This window comes from Amycolatopsis solani (genome assembly GCF_033441515.1).
GTDB classification, from domain to species: Bacteria; Actinomycetota; Actinomycetes; order Mycobacteriales; family Pseudonocardiaceae; genus Amycolatopsis; species Amycolatopsis solani.
Genome location: NZ_JAWQJT010000001.1, coordinates 4,321,293 through 4,347,535, shown reverse-complemented (window position 1 = coordinate 4,347,535; position 26,243 = coordinate 4,321,293). Strand labels below are relative to the sequence as shown.

Annotated in this window: 29 protein-coding genes; 15 read left to right on the top strand and 14 right to left on the bottom strand. The window is 72.4% G+C overall.

What is annotated here, in order from left to right:
• Positions 1–7: 7 nt before the first annotated feature.
• Complete coding sequence (locus SD460_RS20200; RefSeq protein ID WP_290056133.1) at positions 8–967, bottom strand: hypothetical protein; 960 nt, start codon at positions 965–967, stop codon at positions 8–10.
• A gap of 177 nt (positions 968–1,144) precedes the next feature.
• Between SD460_RS20200 and SD460_RS20195 the strand changes: the two genes are divergently transcribed.
• Positions 1,145–2,101 (top strand): hypothetical protein, encoded by a 957-nt coding sequence (locus tag SD460_RS20195; RefSeq protein ID WP_290056132.1) that lies wholly within the window; start codon positions 1,145–1,147, stop codon positions 2,099–2,101.
• Positions 2,102–2,209: 108 nt separating this feature from the next.
• Here SD460_RS20195 and SD460_RS20190 read toward each other — a convergent pair whose 3' ends face one another.
• The gene (locus SD460_RS20190) at positions 2,210–2,410 is read right to left on the bottom strand and encodes a hypothetical protein (protein WP_290056131.1); all 201 of its coding nucleotides are present in this window, start codon (positions 2,408–2,410) and stop codon (positions 2,210–2,212) included.
• A gap of 337 nt (positions 2,411–2,747) precedes the next feature.
• On the bottom strand, positions 2,748–3,266 hold the full coding sequence (locus SD460_RS20185; protein WP_290056130.1) for a hypothetical protein: 519 nt from the start codon (positions 3,264–3,266) through the stop codon (positions 2,748–2,750).
• 207 nt (positions 3,267–3,473) lie between these two features.
• On the opposite strand from SD460_RS20185, the gene SD460_RS20180 reads away from it, so the two are divergent.
• Positions 3,474–3,755 (top strand): early set domain-containing protein, encoded by a 282-nt coding sequence (locus tag SD460_RS20180; RefSeq protein ID WP_290056129.1) that lies wholly within the window; start codon positions 3,474–3,476, stop codon positions 3,753–3,755.
• A 20-nt stretch (positions 3,756–3,775) separates the two neighbouring features.
• On the opposite strand, the gene SD460_RS20175 is transcribed toward SD460_RS20180, so the two are convergent.
• The gene (locus SD460_RS20175) at positions 3,776–4,483 is read right to left on the bottom strand and encodes a substrate-binding domain-containing protein (RefSeq protein WP_318306505.1); all 708 of its coding nucleotides are present in this window, start codon (positions 4,481–4,483) and stop codon (positions 3,776–3,778) included.
• A 42-nt stretch (positions 4,484–4,525) separates the two neighbouring features.
• Here SD460_RS20175 and SD460_RS20170 point away from each other — a divergent pair, with 42 nt between their 5' ends.
• Genes SD460_RS20170 through SD460_RS20155 form a run of 4 tightly spaced genes read left to right on the top strand, consistent with a single transcriptional unit; the run spans position 4,526 to position 7,412 of the window.
• Positions 4,526–4,897, top strand: a complete 372-nt coding sequence (locus tag SD460_RS20170; protein WP_290056127.1) for a DUF5997 family protein — start codon at positions 4,526–4,528, stop codon at positions 4,895–4,897.
• Positions 4,894–6,099, top strand: a complete 1,206-nt coding sequence (locus tag SD460_RS20165; RefSeq protein WP_290056137.1) for a kynureninase — start codon at positions 4,894–4,896, stop codon at positions 6,097–6,099. The genes SD460_RS20170 and SD460_RS20165 overlap by 4 nt, the downstream gene beginning before the upstream one ends.
• Positions 6,100–6,135: 36 nt before the next feature.
• Complete coding sequence (locus SD460_RS20160; RefSeq protein ID WP_290056126.1) at positions 6,136–6,573, top strand: MarR family winged helix-turn-helix transcriptional regulator; 438 nt, start codon at positions 6,136–6,138, stop codon at positions 6,571–6,573.
• A 2-nt stretch (positions 6,574–6,575) separates the two neighbouring features.
• Positions 6,576–7,412 (top strand): haloalkane dehalogenase, encoded by an 837-nt coding sequence (locus tag SD460_RS20155; protein WP_290056125.1) that lies wholly within the window; start codon positions 6,576–6,578, stop codon positions 7,410–7,412.
• Positions 7,413–7,416: 4 nt separating this feature from the next.
• Here SD460_RS20155 and SD460_RS20150 read toward each other — a convergent pair whose 3' ends face one another.
• From SD460_RS20150 to SD460_RS20135, 4 genes are read right to left on the bottom strand one after another with little or no spacing between them, the layout of a single operon-like run.
• Positions 7,417–8,043: a TetR/AcrR family transcriptional regulator gene (locus tag SD460_RS20150; RefSeq protein WP_290056124.1), complete on the bottom strand. Its 627-nt coding sequence runs from the start codon at positions 8,041–8,043 to the stop codon at positions 7,417–7,419.
• Between the two features lies 1 nt (position 8,044).
• Entirely contained in the window at positions 8,045–9,196 is a 1,152-nt protein-coding gene (locus SD460_RS20145) for an NAD(P)/FAD-dependent oxidoreductase (protein WP_290056123.1), read from the bottom strand.
• Complete coding sequence (locus SD460_RS20140; RefSeq protein WP_290056122.1) at positions 9,193–9,381, bottom strand: ferredoxin; 189 nt, start codon at positions 9,379–9,381, stop codon at positions 9,193–9,195. Before SD460_RS20140 ends, SD460_RS20145 begins: the two co-directional genes overlap by 4 nt.
• Positions 9,381–10,781 (bottom strand): fatty acid desaturase, encoded by a 1,401-nt coding sequence (locus SD460_RS20135; protein ID WP_290056121.1) that lies wholly within the window; start codon positions 10,779–10,781, stop codon positions 9,381–9,383. The genes SD460_RS20140 and SD460_RS20135 overlap by 1 nt, the downstream gene beginning before the upstream one ends.
• A 118-nt stretch (positions 10,782–10,899) precedes the next feature.
• Here SD460_RS20135 and SD460_RS20130 point away from each other — a divergent pair, with 118 nt between their 5' ends.
• The 8 genes from SD460_RS20130 (at position 10,900) to SD460_RS20095 (ending at position 18,168) form a co-directional block, all read left to right on the top strand.
• Positions 10,900–11,196, top strand: a complete 297-nt coding sequence (locus SD460_RS20130; protein ID WP_290056120.1) for a PASTA domain-containing protein — start codon at positions 10,900–10,902, stop codon at positions 11,194–11,196.
• A 416-nt stretch (positions 11,197–11,612) separates the two neighbouring features.
• Positions 11,613–14,012, top strand: a complete 2,400-nt coding sequence (locus tag SD460_RS20125) for a sensor histidine kinase (protein ID WP_290056119.1) — start codon at positions 11,613–11,615, stop codon at positions 14,010–14,012.
• A 53-nt stretch (positions 14,013–14,065) separates the two neighbouring features.
• Entirely contained in the window at positions 14,066–14,491 is a 426-nt protein-coding gene (locus SD460_RS20120) for a roadblock/LC7 domain-containing protein (protein WP_086861080.1), read from the top strand.
• Positions 14,488–14,859, top strand: a complete 372-nt coding sequence (locus SD460_RS20115; RefSeq protein ID WP_290056118.1) for a DUF742 domain-containing protein — start codon at positions 14,488–14,490, stop codon at positions 14,857–14,859. Before SD460_RS20120 ends, SD460_RS20115 begins: the two co-directional genes overlap by 4 nt.
• A complete protein-coding gene (locus SD460_RS20110; RefSeq protein ID WP_203612585.1) occupies positions 14,840–15,430 on the top strand; it encodes a GTP-binding protein in 591 nt (196 codons plus the stop codon). Before SD460_RS20115 ends, SD460_RS20110 begins: the two co-directional genes overlap by 20 nt.
• Before the next feature lie 162 nt (positions 15,431–15,592).
• On the top strand, positions 15,593–16,678 hold the full coding sequence (locus SD460_RS20105) for a hypothetical protein (protein WP_290056117.1): 1,086 nt from the start codon (positions 15,593–15,595) through the stop codon (positions 16,676–16,678).
• Between the two features lie 48 nt (positions 16,679–16,726).
• A complete protein-coding gene (locus SD460_RS20100; RefSeq protein WP_290056116.1) occupies positions 16,727–17,356 on the top strand; it encodes a hypothetical protein in 630 nt (209 codons plus the stop codon).
• Positions 17,353–18,168 carry a hypothetical protein gene (locus SD460_RS20095; RefSeq protein ID WP_290056115.1) on the top strand — a complete coding sequence of 272 codons (816 nt, stop codon included), beginning with the start codon at positions 17,353–17,355 and terminating at the stop codon, positions 18,166–18,168. Before SD460_RS20100 ends, SD460_RS20095 begins: the two co-directional genes overlap by 4 nt.
• A 21-nt stretch (positions 18,169–18,189) precedes the next feature.
• Here SD460_RS20095 and SD460_RS20090 read toward each other — a convergent pair whose 3' ends face one another.
• The 4 genes from SD460_RS20090 to SD460_RS20075 all read right to left on the bottom strand — a co-directional run bounded on the left by SD460_RS20090 (position 18,190) and on the right by SD460_RS20075 (position 22,495).
• Entirely contained in the window at positions 18,190–20,532 is a 2,343-nt protein-coding gene (locus SD460_RS20090) for an ATP-binding protein (RefSeq protein WP_318306504.1), read from the bottom strand.
• Positions 20,533–20,611: 79 nt separating this feature from the next.
• Complete coding sequence (locus SD460_RS20085; protein ID WP_290056112.1) at positions 20,612–21,073, bottom strand: hypothetical protein; 462 nt, start codon at positions 21,071–21,073, stop codon at positions 20,612–20,614.
• A 150-nt stretch (positions 21,074–21,223) separates the two neighbouring features.
• Entirely contained in the window at positions 21,224–22,102 is an 879-nt protein-coding gene (locus SD460_RS20080; RefSeq protein ID WP_290056111.1) for an RNA polymerase sigma-70 factor, read from the bottom strand.
• A gap of 24 nt (positions 22,103–22,126) precedes the next feature.
• Entirely contained in the window at positions 22,127–22,495 is a 369-nt protein-coding gene (locus SD460_RS20075; RefSeq protein ID WP_290056110.1) for a DoxX family protein, read from the bottom strand.
• A 112-nt stretch (positions 22,496–22,607) separates the two neighbouring features.
• Here SD460_RS20075 and SD460_RS20070 point away from each other — a divergent pair, with 112 nt between their 5' ends.
• Positions 22,608–23,315, top strand: coding sequence for a cupin domain-containing protein (locus tag SD460_RS20070; RefSeq protein ID WP_290056109.1), 708 nt, complete (start codon positions 22,608–22,610; stop codon positions 23,313–23,315).
• Between the two features lie 4 nt (positions 23,316–23,319).
• On the opposite strand, the gene SD460_RS20065 is transcribed toward SD460_RS20070, so the two are convergent.
• A complete protein-coding gene (locus tag SD460_RS20065; RefSeq protein WP_318306503.1) occupies positions 23,320–24,507 on the bottom strand; it encodes a GAF and ANTAR domain-containing protein in 1,188 nt (395 codons plus the stop codon).
• Between the two features lie 101 nt (positions 24,508–24,608).
• Positions 24,609–26,228: a YadA family autotransporter adhesin gene (locus tag SD460_RS20060; protein ID WP_290056107.1), complete on the bottom strand. Its 1,620-nt coding sequence runs from the start codon at positions 26,226–26,228 to the stop codon at positions 24,609–24,611.
• Positions 26,229–26,243: the final 15 nt, after the last annotated feature.

Genomic DNA, 26,243 nt, shown 5'->3' with positions numbered 1-26,243 from the left:
AATACTTCTAGTCAGGGAGCCAGCGCAGCCCGTAGGCGTACCCGAGCTGCGGTGCCGTGAAGTCCTGCGCCACCTCGCCGGCGCCGTCGAGGTCCAGCGGCGCGCCCGGCTGCGGCGGGTCGGCGAGCACCGACGGCGCGACCCGGTCCAGGCGCCACACCGACCGCGGCGGCCGGTCCGGGTCGAAGCGGACCCGGACCGTGAACGACTCGCACGTCACCAGCGGCACGAACGTGTAGGACGACCGGATCGGCCGGCCGTCGCGGACCCGCAGGACCAGCGAGAACGTGTGGCTGTCGCCGCGGGACAGCGGCCGCGGCAGGTCGAGCAGCCAGCGGAAGTGCCGCTGGCCCTCCCGGCTCCGGTCGCTGATCCGGACGCCGTGCTGGGCGTCGGCGGCCACCTGCCGCTCGCCGTCGAGGTCGTCGTCGGTGCGGGGCACGGTGAGCTGCGCGGAGATCCGGCGGAGCCCGTCCTGGGTCGCCACGATCACGCGTTCCTCGATCAGTTCCGGTTCGGGCGTGTCCAGCCGCACGAGCGCCTTGAGCCGCTTGACGAACCAGCCCCGGTCCGGGTCGGGCACGCCGTCGCCCGGCTGGGAACCGGCCTGGATCTCCGCGGCGAGCCGGGTGAACGCCCGGTCGATGCGGCGCCGCGCCGTGCGTTCGGAGATCCGGAGACGCTCGGCGAGGATGCCGATCCGGTCGCTGAGCCGGGCGTGCTGCGTGCCGCCGGCGATGCCGAGCGCGACGTTCACCGCCAGCTGGTCGTCGGGCGGGAAATCCGCGATCGCGGCCGAAATCGCGTCACGCAGAACTCGCCGCGCGTCGCGGTCGCTCGTCGTCCGGTGGATTTCGCACCAGCCCGAGACGAGCGGCCCGAGGCGGCTTCGCAAGCGTTCGGCTTCCAATCCCCAGCCACGCCGCAAAGCGGTGAGTTCCCGGAGCAGACCGTCCTGTTGTGCCATGGGGTTTCGATTGTGACACGCGGACTTCCGGGCGATCGGGCGTAGGCCGTGCGCCGATCAGGTGATTCCGGGATGGCCAGTTCCTGGCCGATTCCGCCGCGATTCGGCCCGGCCGTGGCCTTTTCCGGTTCTTCGGTTGTCCGACCATTTTCCCGTCGACGACATCGGGAGGACGGGTTGCTCGACAGCACCGACGTCGCGGGGGTCCGCCGGTTGGCCCGCGACGGCCTGCTCGCCTGCTCGGCCGCGGACGCGACGCCCGGCGTCCGCGCCCGGCTGCGTGGCGCGGTCTACAGCGTGGCGTGGCCGCTGGTGTTCACGCGGATCACCAAGCCGCTGGAGCGGCGGCGACGGCACCCGGACTGCGCCCGCGGCCTCGAGTGGCTGCGCCCGGACTGCCTCGACCGCTTCCACGACGACGTCGAGGCGGTCGTCGAGCACGCGCTGCGGCGCGCGACCGACCCGATCGAAAACCTCGAAGGCTGGCTGGCCACCCGCCTCAGTCCGGCGACGGTCGACGCCCACCGGCGCCGGCGCGGCGAAATCGGGGCCCTGCAACGGCCCCGCCTGCCGTCCTGGCTGGGCGAAGCCCTCCGCCACGACACCTGGTTGTGCGATCTGGCGGTGCAGGTCCTGACCTGGGCCGGCGTCCCGACGACGGCGGGCGCCGAACTGTGGCCGCTCGACGCCTGGGCCGCGCGACGCGCCGAGGTGACCGGCGAGCCGGTGGCCGACCGCGACACGATCGACCGCGAAGTGCGGAAGGTGCTGACGGCGATGCGCTCCCGCCCCAAGTGGTACGCCGAGCACGTCGAACGGCCACTGGGCCACAAGCGCGCGCCGGTGGCCCCGATGCCGGCGGACCACGCGGCGGAACTGCCGGCGCTGGAGCTGGTCGGGCGCGACGAGGTCGAGGACGCGCAGCTGGTGGCGCTGGCCGAGCAGGCACTGGCGGCGATCGACACCCGGCTGGCCCGGGGCGACCCGGCGGAGGAGGTCGTCGCGGGGGTGATCCGGGCGCTGTTCGGCGCGGCGGGCACCTCGGTCCATGACGACTGGCTGGCGCGCGCGCTCGCCGACCGGGAGCGGCGCGACGGGATCGTGGCCACGGTGCTGGCCATCCTGGGCCGCTGACCGCGGTCGGGCGTGCTCGGTGCCGGATGTCTTGAATGAGTCATTCAGGACATCCGACGTCCTGAATGAGTCATTCAAGACATCGGGACGGGGCTCGGCGGGCACGACCTAGGCCGATTTGGGCGGAGCGGCGCGGCCGTCTTCGGCCAGCCGGCTCCGGCGGGCCTCGAAAACCCGCGTCAGCACCTCCGGCGAACAGCCCGCAGCTTGCGCACGCCGCCGGGCGGCGGTCAGCTCGGCCAGCAGGACCGCCCGCATCGCCGCGCGCGCCGCATCGGGGATTCTTCTGAGCGGGGCCGCTTCGGTCACCCCGGCCTCCTCTCCACCACACCGGCGCACCGCCGCCGGCCCAGACATCACCTGACGGACACGTCACCGGCACCACACCGCGCCACCTGCGTGACGGCTGGTCCAGCAGACCGCGAGCCGGCCCCTCACCGCCACCACGGCGGCGGGGGCACCGCGCCACCCCGCCTGGCGGCCGACCCAGCAACCGCAAGCCGGCCTCTCACGGCCACCACGGTCGCGGGGCACCGCGCGGCGGCCAGCCCAGCAATCCGCGAGCCAGCGCACCACCGCCACCAGGGCGGCGGAGGCACCGCGCCACCCGCCTGCCGGCCGGCCCAGCAATCCGCGCGCCGGCCCATCACCGCCACCAGGGCGGCGGGGGCACCGGCAAGTGCAGTGCCGCGCCGCCCGCGTGGCGGCCCGTCCAGCAGTCCGCGAGCCAGCTCGTCAGTGCGACCGGGCCGAGCAGGCTGTCCTCCCACACCGGGGTGAGCGCGCCCGCCTGGCGCAGGACCGCTTCGGCCGTGCCGCAGAAGGACACGATCGCCGCGACCGCTGCGTCGGCTCTTTCCTCCGGCCAGGCGACGGCGGCTCGCGGCAGCCGGGCCGGGATGGCCAGGCCGGTGGCGATGGTGCAGTCACGTGCCAGCTGCAGGGCGAGGTCGAACTCGACGGATTCGGCGTGGCGCTGCCGGGCTCGCCAGCGGGGCGAAGCCGCGGCCGCGTGCAGTCCGGCCAGCCGGGCGGCGGCCAGCCCGTCCCACACCGTCAGGAGCACCGCCCGCGTGTCGGCCGGGGGCGCGACGGCGAGCTCGTGGCTGACGGCACTGAGCCAGGCACACGGGTCCTTGACTTGACGATCGACGACGACGGTCACGGCAGCCAGTTTCCCACCGGAACACCGCCGTGAACCCAAGATGATCATGGTTCACCCGAGGACCACCCGGTCGGTGGCGGCCCGATGAGCGGCGCCGTCGCTGGATCGGGCACTCCAGGTGACCGTTCGGTCACAGCTGTGCGACCATGTCGGCGCTCAGTGCCGAGCACGCCCTCCCGACCACCCTCCGCGAAAGGCCGCCACCGAGTGATCAAGATCAGCAAGAGCCGGGCCGGCACCCAGCGCGTCACCTTCAGCCTCCCCGTCGGCGCACCGCCCGGACGGGTGAGCGTCGTGGGTTCGTTCAACGACTGGACGCCCGGCCGCCACCACCTCACCCCGCGCTCCAACGGCCGCCGTTCGGCGTCGATCGACGTCGATCCGGGCACGGTGCTGCACTTCCGCTACCTCGGCGAAAACGGCCACTGGTTCGACGACCCCGACCTGGCCGACCGCGCCGACGGCAACTGCGTCTGCACGACCGCCTGACGCGGCTCAGTAGCGACGGCTCAGGACCGGCGGCGGCGCTTTCCCGAGCCGCCGCCGGTCCGGCGGGCCGGCTTCGGGGGCGCCGGTTTGCGGGCCGGGCGCTTGCGCTCCGCCGGAGCCGCAGCCGGTGCCTGCGGGCGGCCACGCGTGCTGTTGACCGTGCGGCCGCGGACGATGCCGATGAACTGCTCCATCAGCTCCGTCGTCTCCTCCTCCAGCCACGACAGCGCGACGCTCGACTGCGGCGCGTCCCCGATCGGGCGGTAGGTCAGGTCGCGGCGGTGGTGCAGCCGGGCCAGTGACTGCGGGACGACGAGCACCCCGACGCCGGCCGCCACGAGTTCGATCGCGTCCGCCGTCGTCTCCGGGCGCGACACCGCCGGACGGCCCGGCAGGGAAGACCACTCCAACGTGTCGTCCAGCGGGTGCAGCACGACCTCGTCCGCCAGGTCCACCGTGGACACTTCGTCCGCCGCCGCGATCAGGTGGTCCTTGGCCACCACGACCACCGTCGTCTCGGTGTACAGCGGGATCGCGTGCAGGCCGTCGCGGTCGATCGGCGAGCGCAGCAGCGCCGCGTCCGCGTCCCGCGCGCGCAGCAGGCCCGCCGCGTCCGGCGCGGCGACCGGAAGGAGGGTCAACGGCACCTCCGGCATCCGCTCGCCCCAGGTGCGCACCCACTTGGCGGGGGTCGCGCCGGGAACGTAGGCGAGGCGGAACGAGGTCACCGGGTCAGGTTACCGGGCACCCGGCTGGCTACCCTGGACGGCATGACGTCGCACAAAACCGCCCAGACCATGAAGCCCGCGACGGCGGCGAAGAAACTGGGCGTGTACCTCGAAGCCACGCCCGCGGAGTTCCAGGAGGGCGTCGTCTCGCGCGACGAGCTGAACGCGCTGCAGGCCGACCCGCCCGAGTGGCTGCGGGAGCTGCGCCGCACCGGGCCGCACCCGCGGCAGGTCGTCGCGGCGAAGCTCGGCGTCTCCATCGGCGGCCTCACGCGGGGCGGGATCACCGAAGCCCTGACCACCGACGAGATCGACGCGCTGAAGGAGGAAAGCCCCGACTGGCTGGTGCGGGAACGCGCCACGCAGGCCGAGGTGCGCAAGGAAACCGTGCGCGTGAAGGAGAAGAACCGCTGACCACGACGGCGGAAGCCGCGCGCCTCGACGCGGCGGACGAACTGGCCGCCTTCCGCGACCGGTTCGTGCCGATCTCCGATCCCGGTGTCGTCGCCTACCTGGACGGCAATTCGCTCGGCCGTCCGCTGCGCGCCACCGCGGAACGGCTGCGGGAGCTGGTTGCCGAAGAGTGGGGCGGACGGCTGATCCGGTCGTGGGAAGAACGCTGGCTCGCGCTGCCCGAAGCGATCGGGGACGAGCTCGGCCGCGTCGCGCTCGGCGCCGCGCCGGGCCAGACGATCGTCGCCGACTCGACATCCGTGTGCCTCTACAAGACGCTCCGCGCGGCCGTCGCGCTGCGGCCGGGGCGCGACGAGATCGTCACGGACACCGCGAACTTCCCGACCGACCGGTTCCTCGTCGAAAGCGTCGCCGCCGAACTCGGGCTCACGGTCCGGTGGATCGAGTCCGCCGACGTCCGGCCCGAAGACGTCGCGGCGGTGACCGGGCCGCACACCGCGGCGGTCGTGCTGTCCCATGTGGACTACCGCTCGGCCGCGATCGCCGACCTGGCCGCCATCACGCGGCTGGTGCACGAACGCGGCGGCCTCACCGTCTGGGACCTCTGCCACAGCGTCGGCTCGATCCCGGTCGAGCTGGACGCGGCGGGCGCCGACTTCGCCGTCGGCTGCACGTACAAGTTCCTCAACGCCGGGCCCGGCGCGCCCGCGTTCCTCTACGTCAACGCCCGCCACCACGCGGACTTCGGCCAGCCGATCACCGGCTGGATGGGCGCGGCCGACACCTTCGGCATGGCGGCCGAGTACGTCCCCGCGCCGGGGATCCGCCGGGCGCTGTCCGGCACGCCGCCGGTGCTGGGCATGGTGGGCGTCCAGGAAGGCGTCGCGCTGCTGGCCGAAGCGGGCATCGACCGGGTGCGTGCCAAGGCCGTGGCGCTGGGGCGGTGGGTGCTCGCGCTCGCCGACGAGTGGCTGGTCCCGCTCGGGTTCACCGTCGCCTCACCCCGCGACGACGACCGCCGCGGCGGTCACGTCACCCTCCGCCACCCCGACGCCGAGCGGCTTTCGCGGGTGCTGATCGAGAACGGCGTGCTGATCGACTTCCGCCGTCCCGACGGCATCCGCGTCGGACTGAGCCCGCTCACCACGGGCTTCACCGAGGTCCGCGCGGCGATGGCCCGGATCAGGGAGCTCGCCGGATAGTAGCCATGGCTACTATAGCCATGTACTGTATCTGGCATGAGCACTCCGGGACACCTGGTCTGGCGCCTCTCCATGAAGTGGCGGGTGGCCGTCGACCGCGCGCTGGCCCCCGCCGGCCTGACGCACGCCCAGTACGTCTTCCTCGCCTCGCTGCTCGACCTCCAGCGCACCGAGCCGCCGAGCCAGCGGGAACTCGCCGACCACACCGGTCTCGAAGCCCTCTACGTCTCCAAGCTCGCGCGCACCCTCGACGCCGGCGGCCTGATCGAACGCGCCCGCGACCCCCACGACACCCGGACCATCCGGCTCGCCCTCACCGAGCGCGGGCGCGAGGTCGTCGAGCCCGCGATCGCCACCGTCGGCGCGCTGCTCGACCGGCTCCTGGCCCCGCTCGGCGGCCGCCGCGGCGATCGGACCGCGGCGCTGACCCGCGAACTCACCCTGCTGCTCGACACCCCGCTCGAAGGAGCCTGACCATGCCCGTCCTCCACCACGAAGAAACCGGCAGCGGCACCCCGATCGTCTTCCTGCACGGCAACCCCGGCTCGTCGCACGGGTGGCGCCACGTCCGCCCCCACGTCGGCGCCGGGCGGCTGCTCGCGCCCGACCTCATCGGCATGGGCCGCTCGCCCAAGCCCGACCTCGCCTACACCTTCGCCGACCACGCCCGGTACCTCGACGCCTGGTTCGACGCACTGGAGCTCGACGACGTCGTCCTCGTCGGCCACGACTGGGGCGGCGCGCTCGCGTTCGACTTCGCGGCCCGCCACCCCGGCCGGGTCCGCGGGCTCGCCTTCTTCGAAACCATCGTGAAGCCGATGGCCTGGGCCGACCTGACACCCCAGGCGGCCGAGCGATCCCGCAAGATCCGCACGCCCGGCGCCGGCGAAGACCTGGTGCTGGCCCAGGACCTGTTCATCCGGCAGGCGTTCACCGGCGGCGTCCGCACCCCGGTCGGCGACGACGACCTGGCCGTCTACCTCGCGCCGTTCCCCACGCCGGAGAGCCGCCGCCCGGTCCTCGCCTGGGCGCGCCAGCTGCCGCTCGGCGGGGAGCCGGCCGAGGTCGTCGAGCGCGTCGAGGCCTACGACCGGTGGCTGGCCGGCAGCGACGGCACCCCCAAGCTGCTCCTGACGTTCGAAGGCTCGCCGACGCTGCTCATCGGCGAGGAGATGGCGCGGTGGTGCGCCGGGAACATCGCCGCGCTGGACGTCGTCGCGTGCGGCGAGGCCGGGCACCACGCCCAGGAGGACCGGCCCAAGGAGATCGCGGCCGAGCTCTCGGCGTGGCTGGACCGGCACGGCCTCCGCTGACGCGTCAGGTGTGGCGCAGCGGCGGCACGGCTTCCAGGCCGAGCACGCGGGTCGCCACCCACGCCAGCGAATCCGCCGTGCGGGCCGGCGTGTCCGACGGCTGCATGACGTGGCTGAGGACCGCGCGCACCACCAGGTCGATCACGACGTCGACCTGGTCGTCGGTGAGCGGCAGCCGGTAAGGCCGCACGCGCGCGCCGAGCACGACCTTCGCGCGGGCGAGCAACGCGCCCGCGTCGGTGGTCAGCAGCGGGAGGAGCTCGGGGGCGGCGCCGTGCGACGCCGAGACGATCGCCCGCAGCAGGACGTTGTCCTCGGCGAGTTCGAGCACCGAGCGGACGGCCTCGTAGAACGCCTCGATGAGGTTGTCCGGATGGTGCTCGAAGGCGGCATCGACGACGGTGAGGAACCGGTCGAGTTCGTGCGCGACCATCGCTTCGGCCAGCGCGGCCTTGGAGCCGATCTCGTTGTACACGGTCTGGCGGCTGACGCCGACGACCTCGGCCAGCCGGGCCATGGTGACCGACGGCCAGCCGGACCGCGCGGTCAGCTCGATCGCCGCGGTGATGATCGGCCGCCGGTGCTGACCACCTTCGGGCGGCGCCTGAGGTGCCCCGCTCATGATCGTCATTCTAGGCCGTCCCCGCGAAGGCCAGCGCATCTGCCCAGGCTGCACCCGTAGCGATCCGCCTGCGGTGCTTCATGATCTCGCGCGGGCGATCGACGGTCAGCGCGCCGACCAGCCGGTCGCCCCGGCGGTAGAGCGTGGTGTCCCCCGCGGTCACGACCTCGTCGGCCACCGGCGTCCCGACGAACTGGATCCGGTGGCCGTACCAGTCGGACCAGAAGTACGGCACGGCTTCGAGCGGCCGCGCCGACGCCGGGTCGAGCGCGTGACGAGCGGCGGCCGCACCCTGCTCGGCCGCGTTCGTCCAGTGCTCCAGCCGCAGGTGGCCGTCGAACAGCGGGTTCGCCACGTGCGCGACGTCGCCCGCCGCGTAGACGCCCGGCGCCCCGGCGGACAGGGTCGCGTCGCAGACCACGCCGCGGTCGCGCTCGTGCAGGACCAGCCCGCTGCCCTCGAGCCAGCCGGTGGCCGGGACGGCGCCGATGCCGGCGACGACGAGGTCGGCAGGCAGGACTTCGCCCCCGGCCAGGTGCACGCCGTCTTCGGTGACGCCGGTGACCTCGGTGCCGAGCCGCAGCTCCGTGCCGGCCTCGTGGTGCAGGCCGGCCAGCGCGGCCCCGGCGGTCTCCCCGACCGCGCGGGCGAGCGGGACGGCGGCGGCTTCCACGATCGTCACCGGCAGGCCGCGGGCGCGGGCGGCGGACGCGACCTCCGAGCCGATGAACCCGGCGCCGATCACGACGGTCCGGGCGCCCCGGTCGAGCGCGGCACGCACCGCGACGGCGTCCTCGGCCGTGCGCAGGGTGCGGGCGCCCGGCAAGGTGCGGGCGGTGGCCCCGGTGGCGATGACCAGGGCGTCGTAGCGCACGGCCGTGCCCGCGACGGTCACTTCCCGCGCGCCGATGTCGAGCCCCTCGGCCGGCGCACCGAGCATCAGCTCGACGCCGAGGACTTCGCGGAGCACCTCCTCGGAGTGGAACGGCTCGACCGCGACCGGGCCGCCGGTGGCGAGGAACGCCTTGGACAGCGGCGGCCGGTCGTAGGGCAGGTGCTCCTCGGCCCCGACCAGCACGACCCGGCCGCGGTACCCGGTGCGGCGCGCGGCTTCCACGGCCCGCAGCCCGGCCAGCGAGGCGCCCACGACGACGAGGGTCATGTCAGCTTCAAGGCCAGGACGGGGCAGGCGTCGACGGCGGCGGCGAGGTCCTGCCGGTGTTCCTCGCCGGGGCGCTCGTCGAGCACCACGACGGTGCCGTCCTCACCGACCTCGAAGAAGTCGGGCGCCATCGCTTCGCACATGCCCAGGCCGTCGCACTTGCCGCGGTCCGCTTCGATCCGCATCACGCACCCACCCGGCCCGGCGCGACGAAGTCGACCTTTTCGCGGACGCCGCAGTCGGGGCAGCACCAGGAGTCCGGGATCGCCGACCACGGGGTGCCGGCCGGGAAGCCTTCGCGTGGGTCGCCGAGCTTCTCGTCGTAGACGTACCCGCAGCCCGGGCACATCCCGCCTTCGGTCGCGTCGCCGTGCGTGTCCGCGGCCGCGGGCTCGGCCGCCGTGACGCGGGTTCCGTACCGGGCCAGGATCTTCTCGCGCTTCGACGGCTGGATGTTGGCGCGGGAGACGTCACCGTCGAAGTGCGCGAGCACCCGCGGGTCCATCACCCGGCGCCACACCGGCGGGACCAGCGCCAGCACGATCATCCCGGCGTACCCGGTGGGCAGCACCGGCGATTCGGCGAAGTCGCGCAGGGTCTGGTAGCGGCGGGTCGGGTTGGCGTGGTGGTCGCTGTGCCGCTGCAGGTGGTAGAGCAGGACGTTGGTGGCGATGTTGTTGGAGTTCCAGCTGTGGCTGGGATCCACGCGCTCGTAGCGCCGCTTCCCCGCCGCGCCGACGCGCTGCCGCAGCATGCCGTAGTGCTCCATGTAGTTGACGACTTCCAGCAGCGAAAACCCGACGACGGCCTGGATCACCAGGTACGGCAGGATGCCCACGCCGAGCCACGCGATCATCGCCACCCACAGCACCGCGGACATCAGCCAGGCGTTGAGGACGTCGTTGCCGATGCGGAACGGGTGCTTGCCGCGGCGGGCGTAGCGCTTGCGCTCCAGGCGCCACGCCGACTTCAGCGAACCGAAGACCGTGCGCGGCCAGAAGCGGTAGAAGCTCTCGCCGAGGCGGCTGCTCGCCGGGTCCTCCGGCGTCGCGACGCGGACGTGGTGGCCGCGGTTGTGCTCGATGTAGAAGTGGCCGTAGAAGCTTTGCGCCAGCGCGATCTTCGACAGCCAGCGCTCGTGGCTCTCCTTCTTGTGCCCCAGCTCGTGCGCGGTGTTGATGCCGATCCCGCCGATGCAGCCGATGGAGACGGCCAGGCCGATCTTGTCGACGACGCTGTAGTCCCCGCGCGCGATCAGCCAGAACGCGGCCACGAAGCCGACGTACTGGATCGGCAGGAACGCGAAGGTGATCCAGCGGTAGTACCGGTCCTGCTCGAGCCGTTCGATGACGTCGTCGGGCGGATTGCTCCGATCCAGCCCGGCGGCGAGGTCGATGACCGGGACGACCACCAGGATCACGAACGGGCCGATCCAGAACCACCCGCTCCAGCCGGTGGCCGCGTGGAGCCCGATGGCGAGGAACGCCAGGGACGGCACGACCAGGCCGATCAGCCACAGGTACCGCTTGCGGTCACGCCACAGCTCGGTCGAACCGGCGGGGACGGTTCCGGTCATTTCGCTCATCACGCCTCCTCGAGTGATTTACGAAACTGTAGGTGATGTAAAGCTGGTTTGACAAGAGCGGGTTCTTTGTCAACCGGGCCTTGCCCGCGCCGATACCCTGGACGACGGGTGAGGAGCAGTGGCAGACGAACCGCGGCCAGTGGTCGTGCCGGACTTCCGGGGCAGGCAAGCGCTCGACGCGTGGCTGTCGGGCCACGACGCGGGCTTGACCCTGCAAGGACCCGACCCCGACAGCCCCCATCCGCTTCTCAACGGCTTGGTCGTCGCCCAGCTCCCCGCCGCCGGGACCCGGCTGGACCGCTGGGGCACGGTCACCGTCTGGGTGGCCGGCGGCGGTGACCCCAGCGGGGTGCGCGAACCCCGCCGCCCGCTCCCCGAACCCCGCGAAGAACCCGGCTACGGCGACACGCCCTAGCGACCCCCCGTGGTCAAGATCATCACCGGACAGAAGGGGCACTACCCCTGCCCCTTCTTTCCCGCAACGCGAACAACCCGTCCGCCGGTTCGGACGAATTCATCTTCACCCGTTCGGCCTAGCGTGCAAGGAGCCGATACCCACCGCGAGGCCGTTACCAGAGGAAATGGCGGTAACCGCCCCAACGCACTCGGTAAACACTGTTCAACAGCTGGCGGACAACCGTCCGCCAGCCGGGTCAGCACCACCGGGCCTCGGTGGTTCGTGGTAAAAAACGGACCCTGATCGATTCCGCGGCAACACGGAGGGTGAGGCGAAGACGGGTGACGGCGGCCGCTGTGTCCCATCGTCGTGTCCGCTTCCTCGTCCGGGTCCCCTTTCCTCGCCGACCGTCACTCAGGAGTTCGTGAACCGCCGTGCTGAACAAAGACGCCAAGGACGAGTCGGACAAGCCGTACGACAAGTCGATCCGCAAAAGGCTGACCAGGACCGTTCTCATTCCCAGCGTGACGCTGCTGGTGCTGTGGATCGCGGTCTCTTCGTACTTCCTCTTCAACGGCGTTTACGTCCGGCTGGTCGCCGCGTCGGTGCGCGAGGTGTCGATCCCCGCGGCCACCGCGCTCGCCGAATTCCAGAAGGAACGCCAGAGCGCGCTGCAGTACCTGGACGACCCCGCGCTCGGCCCGGGCCGGCTGCAGGCGCAGCAGAAGGTCACCGACGAGAAGCTCGACACCCTGCAGGACGCGTTCGCCGCAACCATCTCCAACGCGCCGGACGAGATCGCGTCCAAGGTGAACGCGCTGAAGTCCCAGTTCGACCGGCTGCCCGTGCTGCGCTCGCAGATCAGCTTCCGCAGCATCGACCGGGCGCAGGTCAACAGCTACTACAACGGCGTGATGGACACGGCGTCGAACCTGTTCGACACCCAGGCCCGCGTCGTGCCGGACGCCGAAGCCGCGACCGGTGGTATCACCGCGACCTCGGTCTTCCGCGCTGGTGACGCGATGTCTCGCGAGACGTCGCTGGTGTCGACGGCCTTCTCGGCCGGCACCTTCGCCCCCGACGACTTCGCCCAGTTCGCGCAGCTGTCCGGGACCTACCGCGCGCAGCTGGCGCAGATCGAGCCGTTCCTCGACGCGAGCGTCCGCGACCGGTACCGGGCGCTGACCAAGAGCACCGCCTGGCAGCAGCTGGCCACCGCCGAGCAGGCGATCGTCAAGCACGGACCGTGGTCGCCGAGTGAGCAGAACTCCGTGCCGGTGTCCGAAACGGACTGGCTGAACGCCACCACCCAGGTCGCCCAGGGCCTCAACGACCTGGCCATCACCCAGGCGGACAAGGTTTCCGCAGCCGCGATCGACTCCGGTGACGCGCAGCTGCGCAACGTCATCATCGGCAGCATCCTGGCCCTGCTCGCGTCACTGGCGGCGATCATCGTCGCGGTGCGGGTGTCGCGCTCGCTCGTCGACCGCGCGCTGATGACCCGCCTCGCGCGGCTGCGCAACGACTCCCTCGACCTCGCCCGCAACCGGCTCCCGAACATCGTGGAGCGGCTGAAGAACGGCGAACCGGTCGACCTCAAGGAAGAGCTGCCGCAGCTCGACCACGGCCGCGACGAGATCGGCCAGGTGGCGGAGGCGTTCAACACCGCCCAGCTGACCGCGGTCAACGCCGCGGCGAGCGAGGCGAAGGCCCGCAGCGGTGTGCACAACGTGTTCCTCGGCATCGCGCACCGGAACCAGGTCCTGGTCCACCAGCAGCTGCAGATCCTCGACGAGATGGAAGCGCGGGAAGACGACTCGACGCAGCTGGCGTCGCTGTTCCAGCTCGACCACCTCGCCGCCCGCGCCCGGCGGACCACCGAGAACCTGATCATCCTCGGCGGCAAGCAGCCCGGCCGCCGCTGGCGCAAGCCGGTCGCGCTGATGGAGGTGCTGCGCGCCGCCGTCTCGGAAACCGAGCAGTACGCGCGGGTCCAGGTGGAGCAGGTCGCCGACGTCGCGATCCTCGGCGCCGCGGTGGCCGACACCATCCACCTCATCGCCGAGCTGGTCGACAACGCGACGTCGTTCTCGCCGCCCGGCTCGCCGGTCGAGGTGACCAGCCGCCTGGTCGCACGCGGCGTCGTCGTCGACGTCTCGGACCAGGGGCTCGGCATGAAGGACGGCGTCCGCGAGTGGGCGAACTCGATGATGGCGGAGGCGCCCGAGTTCGACGCGATGGCGCTGCGGGCCGACTCCAGCCTCGGCCTGTTCGTGGTCGCGCGGCTGGCGGCCCGGCTCGGCATCACCGTCACCTTCGACCCCTCCCGCTACGGCGGCCTCCGCGCCACCGTCCTCATCCCGGTCCAGCACCTGGCGGGCCAGGACACCCCCGGGACCGAAGAGCCCGGCAGTTCCCCGGCGGAAACGACCGCGGTCCTGGCCCCGGTGGGCGCGCCCGCCGCGCGGGCCGCAGAAAGCTCGCCCGGTTCGATGGACTCACCCAGCTCGTTCACCGGCCAGATCCCGATGAAGCGGGAGACCAAGCCCCGGCCGTACCCGGTCCGGGCCCTCACCCCGCCCGAGGCCCTGCCCTCCGTCCCGGCCGCGGTGCCGGAGCCGGTGGCCGCCGCGGAACCCGCCGGCGGGCCGCGCCCGGCCGACGACCGGCCCCGGCTGCCCCGGCGCGAGCCGCAGCAGAACCTCGTCGCCCAGCTGGAGGCCGAACCGGACGACAGCGACGACGACGTCGTGACACCGGGCGAAGGCACCGCGCGCACGCTGGCGGCGTTCCACAAGGGCACCCGCCGCGGCCGCGGGCCGGACGAAGCGTAGTTCCCGACCGCACACAGGAAAGTCCACACAGGAAAGTCAGGGTCTGACGTCGAATGAACGAGTACGGGAACCCCAAACCCGATCTCAACTGGCTGCTCGACGACGTGGTGAGCCGCGTGGTCGGCGCGCAGAACGCCATCGTGCTGTCCGCCGACGGGCTGCTCATCGGCAAGTCGGCAGGCATGAGCAAGGACGACTCGGACCAGCTGTCGGCCATCGCCTCCAGCTTGCAGAGCCTCGCCAAGGGGGTGAGCAAGCAGTTCAACCGCGGTCCGGTGCTGCAGAACATGATCGAGATGGAGCGCGGCTACCTGTTCGTCTCGGCGGCGGGCCAGGGTGCCTGCCTCGCCGTGCTGGCCGCGGACAACGTCGACGTCGAAATGATCGCCTACGAGATGAGCCGGCTGGTGAAACGGGTCGGCGACTACATGGCGTCCGCGCCGCGCGAAGCGGCGCACGTCCTGCGGGAGGCCACATGAGCTCGGACGACGGCTGGTACGACGAGGCCGCCGGGCCGCTGGTCCGGCCGTACACGATCACGAGCGGGCGGACGCCGGCCGACACCGCGCGGCTCGACCTGTCCACGCAGGTGATGACGCTGCGGTCGGAGCAGGAGCCGGTCGGGCTCGGCCCGGAGCACGTGGCGATCGTGCAGCTGTGCCGCCACCCGGTTTCGGTCGCGGAAATCGCGGTCTACGTGAAGATCCCGCTGGGGGTCGTGCGCGTGCTCGTCGGCGACCTGATCGAACGCGGCCTCGTGATCACGCGCTCCCCCACCCACCACCCGGCGCAGTCGCCGGACCTCGAAACTCTCCAGGCGGTTCTCGATGGCCTCATCAAGTACTGACGGCACCGGGGCCGACCTGGTCCCGACGCCGGTCAAGATCATCGTCGCCGGCGGGTTCGGTGCCGGGAAGACCACGATGGTCGGTTCGGTCAGCGAGATCCCGCCGCTGACGACCGAAGAGGTGCTCACCGAGGCGAGCGCCGGCATCGACGACCTGTCCGGCGTGGAGCGGAAGACGACCACGACGGTCGCGCTCGACTTCGGCCGGATCACCATCTCGCCGCGGCACGTGCTGTACCTGTTCGGAACGCCGGGGCAGGCGCGCTTCTGGTTCATGTGGGACGACCTGGCGCGCGGGGCGATCGGGACGGTCGTGCTGGTCGACACCCGGCGGCTGGAGACCAGCTTCGCCGCCATCGACTTCTTCGAACGCCGGAAGATCCCGTTCGTCGTCGCGGTGAACTGCTTCGACAACGCGCCGCGCTACACCGCCGACGAGATCCGGGAGGCCCTCGTGGTCCCGGATCGGGTGCCCATCGTCATGTGTGACGCGCGTGACAGGGACTCCAGCAAGCTCGCGCTGATCCGGTTGGTGAAGCACGCGATGACCGTGGTGCCCGCGCGGGTCTGAGACCTGCGCGTTGTCCGCTTCGTGTCCGGTCCGGACGCGCCGGTGTCCGAAGTGTCCCTCCGTGTCCACGGCGGACACCGGCGTACCCACATGGCCCAATTGGTTGGACCACCCGGGTGCAGCTTTTTAGTTGAGCAAGCATCCAACTGATAGCATCCGGTCGTGACCGATCGAATGCCGGACTTTCCTGAATATATAAGGGAAAACTACCCCGCATCGGGTCGGCTCTTCGGTGACTTTCTGTGCGGGCTCTGGTCTACCGCCTGTGAAGCGCTCGGGGTCCCGGTCGAGCAGTCCGTCCGGACGACCCAGAAGCTGCGCACCGCCCTGCCCCGGTGGGCGCACGAACGGATCGGGCTCATACCCGCCCACCCGTCCTATGTGGCGGAGGACGGCTTCCCGGCCGAGATGTCGGTGAACTGGTCCGGTGACCGGCCGGAACTGCGCGTGCTCTTCGACAGCCTCGGCCACGACTTCACCTGGCCGGGAGACAGCGATCCCGTCACCCGGCGGCTGGACCGCGTCCACGAGACGTTCACCCCGCGGGCGGGCCGCCCGTCCCCCGCGCCGGTGTGGCATTCGGTCGCCTGGCGCCCGCCGTCGCGCGTGGTCCACAAGACCTACTTCGGGCTCTACGACTGGCCGCACGCGCACCGCGAGGCCGCCGTCGCGGAAGCGATGGACCGGCTCGGCATGGGCGCGGCCTGGGACGACGCCCGCCGCCGCGTCGAAACCGTCGCGGGCGAACGGGAAATCGAGTTCTTCGCGGTCGACCTGGCCGAAGAAACCCGGGCCAGGGTCAAGATCTACTACCGCAACCACGGCGCCGGCCTCGCCGAGGTCAACGACGTCGCTTCGGTGGCGCTGAGCCACGACGCCGGAGCCGCGGCGGCCGCGTACCGCATCCTGACCGGTGACCGGCCCGACGCCGGTGCGGCCGCGCTGAGCTGCCTGGCGTTCCGGTCCGGGGTGGACCGGGCCGCGGAGTCCACGACGTACCTGCGGCTGCCGGATCTCACGTCCAGTGACGAAGAAGCCGTCGAGCGCACGGCGGAACTGCTGCACCGCGAAGGCGTCGACCCCGGCCGGTTCCGCCTCCTGACCGCCGCGCTGGCGCCGCGGCCGCTGGCCGAAACGCGGCTGCTGGAGCTGGTGAGCTACCGCACAGCGGGCCGCCGCGGTGACGTGACCACGTACTTCCGGTTCCCCGTCTACGACCGGGCGCTCGCGCCTGTTGATCTTCGCTAGCCGTCCCGGAAGGATGATCTCCCGCAGCACCACGGTAAGGAGCCGATCGTGACCCAGCAGGACGTCGAGCGCATCGCCCGTCACAACGAGCAGCGGCAACGGGAATACGAGTCCTCGGACTTGATCCGCCTGCTGGCCGACGAGGCCACGTCGGCCGAGACCAGGAAAGCGGTGCTCACGTACCTGCAGCCGTGGTCGAACGCGTTCCAGCGGATGATCAGCGCGCGGGTCAGCTTCGAGAGCGACCCGGAACTGCGGGCGCTCGCACTGGAGCACCAGCAGGAAGAGGTCGGCCACGACAAGATCCTGGCCCGCAGCCGCGCGGAAGACCGGCAGCTGGTCTGGGACCCCGTCATCGAGATGGGCGCTTCCTGGTTCGTCGACCAGTTCGCGATCCTGCCCGGCGTGCAGCGCGCGGTGCTGGCGCACCTGGCCCTCGAAGCCGGCAGCCTCGTGTTCAGCCAGGCGGGCACGAAAGCGTTTCCCGAGGACGAGTACTTCGAGCTGCACGACGAAGCCGACGTCGAGCACCTCGAGATGGGGTACGAAGTCCTGCGGCAGCGCGGGGACTGGACGGAGGACGCGGTGATCGCCGTCCTCGACCGGGCGTGGCAGGTGATCGGCGTGGTTTCCGACCGCATCGCCGAGTGCGCCCGCCGCGATACGGTGGCCGCATGACGACACCTGAACCCGCCGGCGCGGCCCGTGCGATCGCCGAGGAGGCCGCGCTCGCGTACCGGGAAGCGTTGGGAGACCGCCTGATCGGTGCGTACCTGCTGGGCAGCCTTTCCTACGGCGGCTATTCCGCGGCCGCCAGCGACATCGACCTGGCCCTCGTGCTCACCGACGTCCCCGGCGGCGACCCGGTCGGACCGGTGACGGCCGAGCTGCAGGAGCGGAGTCCGTTGCACCGCAAGCTGTCGGTGTTCTGGGCTTCCCTCCCGGCCCTGCGCGAAGGCCGCGACGACGGCCGCTTCCCGGCGCTGGACCGCTTGCAGCTGGCCGACCACGGCGTGCTCCTCGACGGCGAAGACGTCCTCGCCGAGGTGGCCCGGCCGACGGCGGAGGAGATGCTGCTGGAGAGCGCGCGGTTCGCGATCGCGGTGCTGGCGACCGACGAGGTGGCCGCCGAGTTCCGCGAGCCGCGGCGCCTGCTGGCCGACAAGGTGTGGTTCACCAAGGCGGTGCTGTTCCCGGTCCGGTTCCTGTACTCGGCAACGCTTCCGACGGGCCGGGCGGCGAACAACGACGAAGCGATCGAGTGGTTCCTGGCCCAGCCGGACGCCCCCGCGGCGTCGCTGGTCAAGCTGGCCGAGCGGGTCCGGGCCGGTCACCCGCTCGAGGCGGCCGAAGCCCGCCCGGAACTGCTCGCGGGCCTGGTTCCGTTGTACGGCCACTACATCGAGGCGGAGACGAAGCGCCTGCGCGACACGGGCGCCCCCGCCGACGTCGTGACGGCGTTCGAAAACTGGGGCGCGCGGCTCGGCTGACGACGGCCGGTGCCGGCCCGGTCACGACTGCCGGGTCGGCACCTGCGGGTTCCGGGCCGCCCACGCGGCCACCTGCGCGCGCGAGTCGAAGCCCAGCTTCCGCAGGATCCGGTTCACGTGCCCTTCCGCCGTCCGGCGGGAAATGACGAGCCGGTCCGCGATCTCCTGGTTCGACCGGCCGTCCGCGATCAGGAACGCGACTTCCCCTTCGCGGCCGGTCAGCGGCGTCGGCCGCTCCGGGTCCGCGGCCTCGGACCGGGGCGGGCCCAGGTCCCCCAGCGCGTAGGCGATCGCCTCCGGCAGGGCGAACTCGCGCCCGCGCCGCACCGCCGCTTCGAACGGCCCGTCGCCCAGCGCCCGCCGGGTGCGCGTCTCGCATTCGCCGTGCGGGGCACCGAAGTAGCGGGAACCGAACATCGGGAAGCCGACCGCCTGCCAGATCGGCTGCGCCGAACCCAGCATGATCGCGGCCGGCTCCCAGCGTTCGCGGGCGGCTTCGGTCCACGCCAGCGCCTCGATCGCCAGGACGATGCCGAGCAGGTCGTGGAACGTGCTCTTCACGCGCAGGCAGTCCCGCCCGCGTTCGGCCGCCCGGTCGAGGTCGCCGCGGCCCAGCGCGACCAGAGCCTGCGCGTAGACCGCGTACGCGTGCGCCCACTGCTCGCCGTGCGCGACGCCGGTCGCGCACGCCTCCTCGCACAGCCGGCCCGCGCGGTCGAGGTCACCGAGGAAGATGGAGGCGACGGCCAGTTCGATGCCCGCCAGCATCACGTTGCTGTTGAGCTCGCCGAGCTGCCGGTAGCGGGCCTGCGCCTCTTCGAACAACGCCTTCGCGTCCCCGACGTCGTCCCCGACCAGCAGGTTGCAGCCGAGCCGGTGCGTCGCGTACGCCAGCACGACGTCGTCGCCCGCCCGCCTCGCGTAGGCGCGGCACTCCTCCAGCATCGCGACGGCGGCGGCGTTGTCACCCTGCAGCGTCGCGACGTACCCGTTGACGCACAACGCTTTCGCCCGCTCCGCGTCCGGTTCGGCGTCGAGCGCGAGCGCGCGGTCGAGCCAGTGGCGGCCTTCGCCGAACACCCCGCAGCCCGCCCAGTAGAACCAGAGCGTCGAGGCCAGCCGGAGACCGGTCCCGAGCTCCCCCGGTTCGGTCAGGCTGTAGTCCAGCGCGGCCCGCAGGTTCGCGTGCTCCAGGCGGGTCCGCCGGAAGATGTCCGCCTGCTCCGGGCCGAACCACGCGCGCTCGCTCCGCTCGGCGACGTCGAGGTAGTGGTCGCGCATCCGCCGCAGCACCGCCGCCGTCTCGCCGGACCCGGTCAGCTTGTCGCGGCCGAACTGCCGCAGTGGTTCCAGCAGCCGGAACCGCTGCCGGTCGCCGTCGGCCTCGCGGATCAGCACCGACTTCTCCACCAGCCCGGCGAGCCGGCTCCGCAGCTCGGCGGCGGGCAGCCCCGCACCGGCGCAGACGCGCTCGGCCGCCGCCAGGTCGAAGCCGCCCGCGAACACCGACGCCCGCGCCCACAGGTGCCGTTCGGCCGGGCAGCACAGCGCGAAGCTCCACTCGATGGCGGCGCGCAGCGTCTGGTGCCGCGGCTCGCCACCGCGCTTGACCGTGCCGGGCAGCCCGAAGCAGTCGCCCAGCCCGGTTTCCAGCTCCGCCAGCGTCAGCACCCGCAGCCGGACCGCGGCCAGCTCGATGGCCAGCGGGATCCCGGCCAGCAGGCGGCAGATCGAGCCGACCCGCTCCTGGTTCTCCTCGGTGACCGCGAACTCCGGGTCGACCGCGGCCGCGCGCTCGGCGAACAACGTCAGCGCCGGGTAGCGCAGCCAGGCCCCGCCGGCCAGCGGGCGGCCCGGGGCCGGCACCGGCAGCGGCGAGACCGGCCACAGGTGCTCGCCGGCCAGCGCGAGCCGTTCCCGGCTGGTCGCGAGCAGCCGGAGCCCGGGCGCGGCCCGCAGCAGGTCGTGGGCCAGCGCGGCGCAGGCGTCGAGGAGGTGCTCGCAGTTGTCGAGGACCACCAGCGCCCGGCGCTCCCGCAGGTGCTCGGCGAGCACGCCCGCCGGGCTCCGGCCGGTTTCGTCGTGCACGCCCAGCGCCTCGAGCACGGTGTGCGCCACGAGCGCGGGGTCCTGCAGCCCGGCGAGCTCGACCAGCCAGACGCCGTCGGGGAACGCGCGGGACAGCCCGGCGGCGGTCTGCACGGCCAGCCGCGTCTTGCCGACCCCGCCCGCGCCGGTCAGCGTGACCAGCCGCGCCCGCGTCAGCAGGTGCTTGACCTCGGCCACGTCGGCCTTGCGTCCCACGAAACTCGTGCTGTCCGCGGGCAGGTTGCCCCTCTCGAACCCCGTGCCGGCCTTGCCCACGACTGAAACCGTATGGAGGGCACCACGACCGGTCAATGCGGGGGCACGGGCGTCCCTCGGAGGTTGCAACGCACGGGCGTCAGGCGTCCGGGATCCGGTACAACGTCGGCGCGTCGCCGCCGTGCATCGCGGCCAGGCTCGTCCGGCACGCCTGGCGGACGTCGCGGTTCGCCGCCGATCCAGCCTGACCGCAGCGCGGGCAGAACAGGTGCACCGCACCGGGCGGGGTTTCGTCGACGGCGACGTCGACCGGGCACTCGCAGCGGCGGCACCACCGGTGCCCGGTGGCGACCAGGACGTGCAGCGGATCGCCGACGCACTGGTGGGTCCAGCACCGGTGGACGTAGCAGGTGCTGCGGGTGTGCGGGCTGAGGCCGTGCTCTTCGGCGGTGTCTTCGGCGGCCAGGATCGCGGCCAGCCGCCGGTCGGCGAGGTCGGCGTAGCGGTCGCGGCTGCGGGCGGGCGAGGGGGCCGGCCGCGCCTCCGGGACGTCCGAGGGGGTGACGACCCGGAGGAGGGGACGCGACCGGCCGTGCACCATGGGTTCCGAACCTCCTGCGGACTACTGCGGCACCTCCGAGCCTGCTCCGCCACGGCCACGCACCGCACCCGTACAAGTACCCGACTCCATACCTGTCCCGGATCACCGAACGCACCCGCGGGACTACTTCCCGCAGTCTCGGCCACTCGGCTACCGCAGGGTCAGCGGCGTTTCCGACTCGACGCGGGTGAGCTTCTCCGGATTGCGCACGTAGTAGACGCCGGTGATGCGCCCGGCCTCGACCCGCACGGCCATCACGCCGTCGAGTTCGCCGTCGAGGCGCAGGGTCAGGCCGGGGTTCCCGTTGACCACCGTGGGCTCGGTGGTGAGCGCGGCCTCGTTCTTGGCGAGCCCGCCGAGGACCAGGCGCGCCAGCCGGCCGGCCCCGGTGATCGGCCGCGGCACCGCCTGCTTGATGCCGCCGCCGTCGCTCAGCATGACGACGTCCGGTGCGAGGACGTCGAGAAGTCCTTGCAGGTCACGGCTTTCCAGTGCGCGCTGGAACGACGCCAGCACGGCCCGGGTTTCCCGCGCGGAGACGGTCTCGCGCGGGCGCCGGGCGTCGACGTGCCGCCGCGCGCGGTGTGCGATCTGCCGGACGGCGGCCGGGGTCTTGCCGACGGCGTCCGCGATTTCGTCGTACCCGAAGTCGAAGACCTCGCGCAGCACGAAGACAGCTCGTTCGGTCGGCGCGAGCGTCTCGAGGACGAGCATGAGCGCCATGGACACGCTCTCGGCGAGCTCGACGTTCTCGGCGACGTCCGGCGTGGTGAGCAGCGGTTCCGGGAGCCAGGGACCGACGTAGGCCTCCTTGCGGCGCTTCATGGTGCGCAGCCGGTTGAGCGCCAGGCGGGTGGTGATCCGGACCAGGTAGGCGCGCTCGTCGCGCACCCCGGCCGGGTCGACGTCCGCCCACCGCAGCCAGGTTTCCTGCAGCACGTCCTCGGCGTCGGCCGCGGACCCGAGCATCTCGTAGGCGACGGTGAACAGCAGGTTCCGGTGGGCGACGAAGGTGTCGGTGGCGTTCATGGTCGGCTCCTTTCCTCGCCGCGGTCAGGCCGCGAACCGTCCCCAGGCGACGAACACGGCCACGGCGAGGTACGCGAGGTTCAGGACCGCGAACTTCGCGCTGCCGTACCGGACGTGGGTGATCATCGCACCGGCCATGAGCAGCACCCAGCAGGCGGCGGTCACCGGCACGAGCACGGGCGCGATCCCGGTCAGCGCGGGCAGCACCAGCCCGGCGGCGGCGAGCAGTTCGAGCACCCCGAGTCCCCTGACGAACCCGGGCCCGGCCGCGGCGGTCCACTCCCCGCCCGGCGCGGCGGCCAGCTTCTCCACGGGCAGGAACGCCTTGCTGACACCCCCGGCGAGCGCGACGAGCGCGAGCGCTCCGGCGGCGATCCACAGCGCCAGTTCCATGGCGGTCTCCTTCTCTCGGTTCGGCCTCAAGACACCGCTCGGAAGGTCCTTGTGACAGCGCATGACGGGGATCACTTGTTCTCTGTACCTACTAGTATGTACGGTGCTTCGCATGGAGATCCTGATCCCCTCCGCGAGCACGCCCGCCCCCGCCGAAGCGGTCACCGGCAGCGCGTGGGTCACGGCGCTGGCCACCGGTTCCCGCACGCAGGTCGACACCGTCCGGTTCGCCCCGGGCGCCCGCACCCGCTGGCACCGCCACCCGCTGGGCCAGATCCTGGTCGTGACGGAAGGAATGGGCCACGTCCAGAGCAAGGGCTCCCCACCCGAGCTGATCCGCCCGGGCGACACGGTCCGGGTGGCACCCGGCGAGTGGCACTGGCACGGCGCGACGGACACGACCCCGCTGACCCACCTGGCGATCGAGGAACTCCCGGCGGACGGCACCCCGACGGAACTCGGCTCGTTCCCGGACGCCGAAGAGCTGCCGGCGGTGAGCCGCGCACTGGTGCTCGAGCAGCACCTCCCGGAACCCCGCGTGATCGACCACTTCGAAGTCCGCCGCATCTCGATCGCCCCCGGCGGCGGAACGGGGTTGCACGTCCACAACGGCCCGGTGTTCGGCAGCATCGAGCGGGGTTCGGCGGTGTACCAGATCGAGGGCGAGCCCCCGGTGCTGCTGAGCCGGGGCGACGTCTTCTACGAACCGGAAGCGACGCGGATCGCGCGGTTCGACGCCCAGGGCGAGGGGGTCACGTTCGTCGCCCACTTCCCCGCTGGGCCCGGCGAAACCCCGCGCCTGGACCCGGTTCCCGCTTGACCGGCTACCCGAGCAGGACGTCGCGGCCCCGCTGGTGCAGGTGCTCCAGCGCGTCGAAGACGACCACCCGCCGGTACCAGTCCAGCCACTCGCCGGCTTCCTCCGCGACCGTCGCGATCCGCCGCAGGTCGGCGTCCCCCGGCAGGGCGCCGGGATCGCGGTAGTGCGTGGAGAGCACGCCGAGGCCGCTGCCGCCCGGGCCGAGCACCGGGGTGCTCTGCACCGCGCGGACGCCGGCGCGCAGCAGGCCGCTCTGGTCGGTGCCCGCCAGGTGCGGATCGGTCTCCAGGTCGGTGCTCACGACCTGCCGCCGGTGCCGCAGGGCCAGCGAGCACGTCGTGCCACCGGTGACCATCGCGAACGTTCCGGCGAAGGCGTCGTCGAAGCCCCGATGCCCCTCCAGCCACAGGCCGATGTGGAAGGGATCGGCGGTCTGGGTGCTGCCGCGGTCGGAGCCGCTCAGGGAGAGGACGCGGTCGAGCGCCTCGCACAGTGTCGTGGCCGGCGTGGTGCGCGACCGGAAGGACGCCCGTGGCCGCGGGATGCGCCGCCGGCCGGGAAACCATTCCGGGCCGCACGGTTCCCGCAGGTCGAGGACCGCGCCGGCCAGCAGCCGCAACCGGACGTTGAACCGTTGCGACGCCTCCCGCATGAGCCCGAACGCCACCGGCTCGGGCACGCCGTAGCGCCGCCGCACCGCCCGCAGGGATCGGGCGATGTGGGCGCGGGTGTGCATCCGGCGGACGTCGATGACGGCGGGAGCCGGCAACGCGAAGTCCGGCGGCAGGCCGAGCAGCCGCAGCGCCTCGCCGGTCGAGCCGGCCAGGTCGGCACCCGGACCCGGTGCGATGAGCTTGACGGCCGTCGCCGCGGCGCCGATCGCGACGATGACCGTCGACGCGGTCGTCCGGGCGGCGTCGCGCAGCACGGCCGCGCCGGCCGCGGCGACCACCGTGCAGCGGGTCAGGTCGACGACCAAGCGCTCGCCGGGCGGGACGTACTCCGCGAGGACTTGCGCCACCGTCGGCGCCGCCACCTTGTCGAGGCGTCCGGAAAAAGCCACCACGCACACCGCGTCCGGCACGAAGCGGACTTCAGCGTTGACATCGGGATAGCCGTTCACCGCGGCTCTCGCTTCCTTCGCCGCCGGGTTCTCGCGAATCTCCGCGGTCAGTTCGGCAACAGTACCCACGGCACCGAATCCGCGCTCGTCGCGCAACGGACGGCGAATCGATGCACATTCGAAAGCGGGGCACCGGATTTCTCCGGTGCCCCGCTGTTTCCCGCGAACCGTCAGACGGTGTGCGGGGTGTGCGCGACGGTGTTCCAGCCCGAGGCGTGGACGCCGGCGTCGCCGCCGTTGCCCGCCCAGCCGGAGTTCCCGCCGGTGGTGCTGCTGTCGTTCCCGGCGTCACCGGTCGAACCGGTGGCACCCGTGTCACCCGAGTTGCCCGAGGTCACCGTGGTGTGCGACGTCGTGCCGTTCTCGTGGGTGCGGCCACAACCGTGGTGCCGGCCCTGCTGCTCGTGCCCGCGGGCCGAGGTGACGGCGGTGTTGCCGCCGGTCGAGCCCGAAGTGCCCGAGTCACCGGACGTGCCGGTCACCGCGTTGTTGTGACTGGTGGCGTTTCCGGCATCACCGGAATCGCCGCCGTTGCCGCCCTTGGCGGTGCCGGTCACGACACCCAGGAGGCCCTGTCCGTGCCGGTTCCGGCCGTGCCCACCGGTGTTCGTGGCGGAGTTGTGGCCGGTGCTCACGACGGTGGCGTCGCCGCCGTTGCCCGCCCAGCCGGAATTCCCGCCGGTGGTGGTGCTCCAGTTGCCCGCGTCGCCGGTCGAACCGGTGGCGCCGGTGTCACCCGAGTTGCCCGAAGTCACCGAAGTGGCCGACTTCGTGCCGTTTTCGTGGTTCCCGCGGTTGCCCTGGCCACCCACGGTCCACCCGACGGCGGAATTGCCGCCGGTGGAACCGGAGTCGCCCGAGGTGCCGGAATTCCCGCTCACCGCGTTGTTGTGGCTGGTGGCGTTTCCGGCGTCGCCGGAATCGCCACCGTTGCCGCCCTTGGCGGCGCCGGTCACGACACCCAGGACACCCTGTCCGTACCGGTGCCCACCGGTGGTGGCGTTCTTCCCGGACGTGGCCGTGGTGGCGTCGCCGCCGCGGCCCGCGTTGCCGGAATTCCCGCCGGTGGTGGTGCTGGTGTTGGTCGCGTCACCGGTCGAACCGGTGGCGCCGGTGTTCCCGGAATCGCCCGAGGACACCGAGGTTTCGCACTTCGCCAGCACGCACAGGCCGTAGGCGCTGTTGCCGCCGGTCGAGCCGGAGTTCCCGGAGTCACCCGAGTTCCCCGACGTCGCGGAGTTGGCGCTGGTGGCGTTCCCGGCGTCGCCGGAGTCACCACCGTTGCCGCCCTTGGCGATGCCGGTCACCGAGCCGAGGACGCCGCGGGCGCCCCGCGAGTCCGCGGTGTTCGTGCCCGACGCCGCCGAGGTCCCGGAGCCGCCGTGGCCGGCGTTCCCGGAGTTGCCGCCGGTGGTGGTGCTGGTGTTCGAGGCGTTCCCGGTCGACCCGGTCGCGCCCGTGTTCCCGGAATTGCCCGAGGACACCGAGGTGCTGCACTTCGCCAGCACGCAAACGCCGTAAGCGCTGTTGTGCCCGGTCGAACCGGAGTCGCCCGAGGTACCGGAGTTCCCGCTGACAGCGGTGTTGCCGCTGTGCGCGTTCCCGCCGGAACCGGAGTCCCCGCCGGTGCCGCCGGCCGAAGCACCGGAGACGACGGAGTGCAGTGTGGTGCCGAGCCCGTCCAGCGGGCCCGAGTTCCCGGTGTCCGCACTGGCCACCGCGGATCCCAGCAGGACGAACCCGCCGGAGATGAACGCGGCGGTCAGGCCGCGTCGTACGTACTTGTGCATGGACTTCCCTTTCCT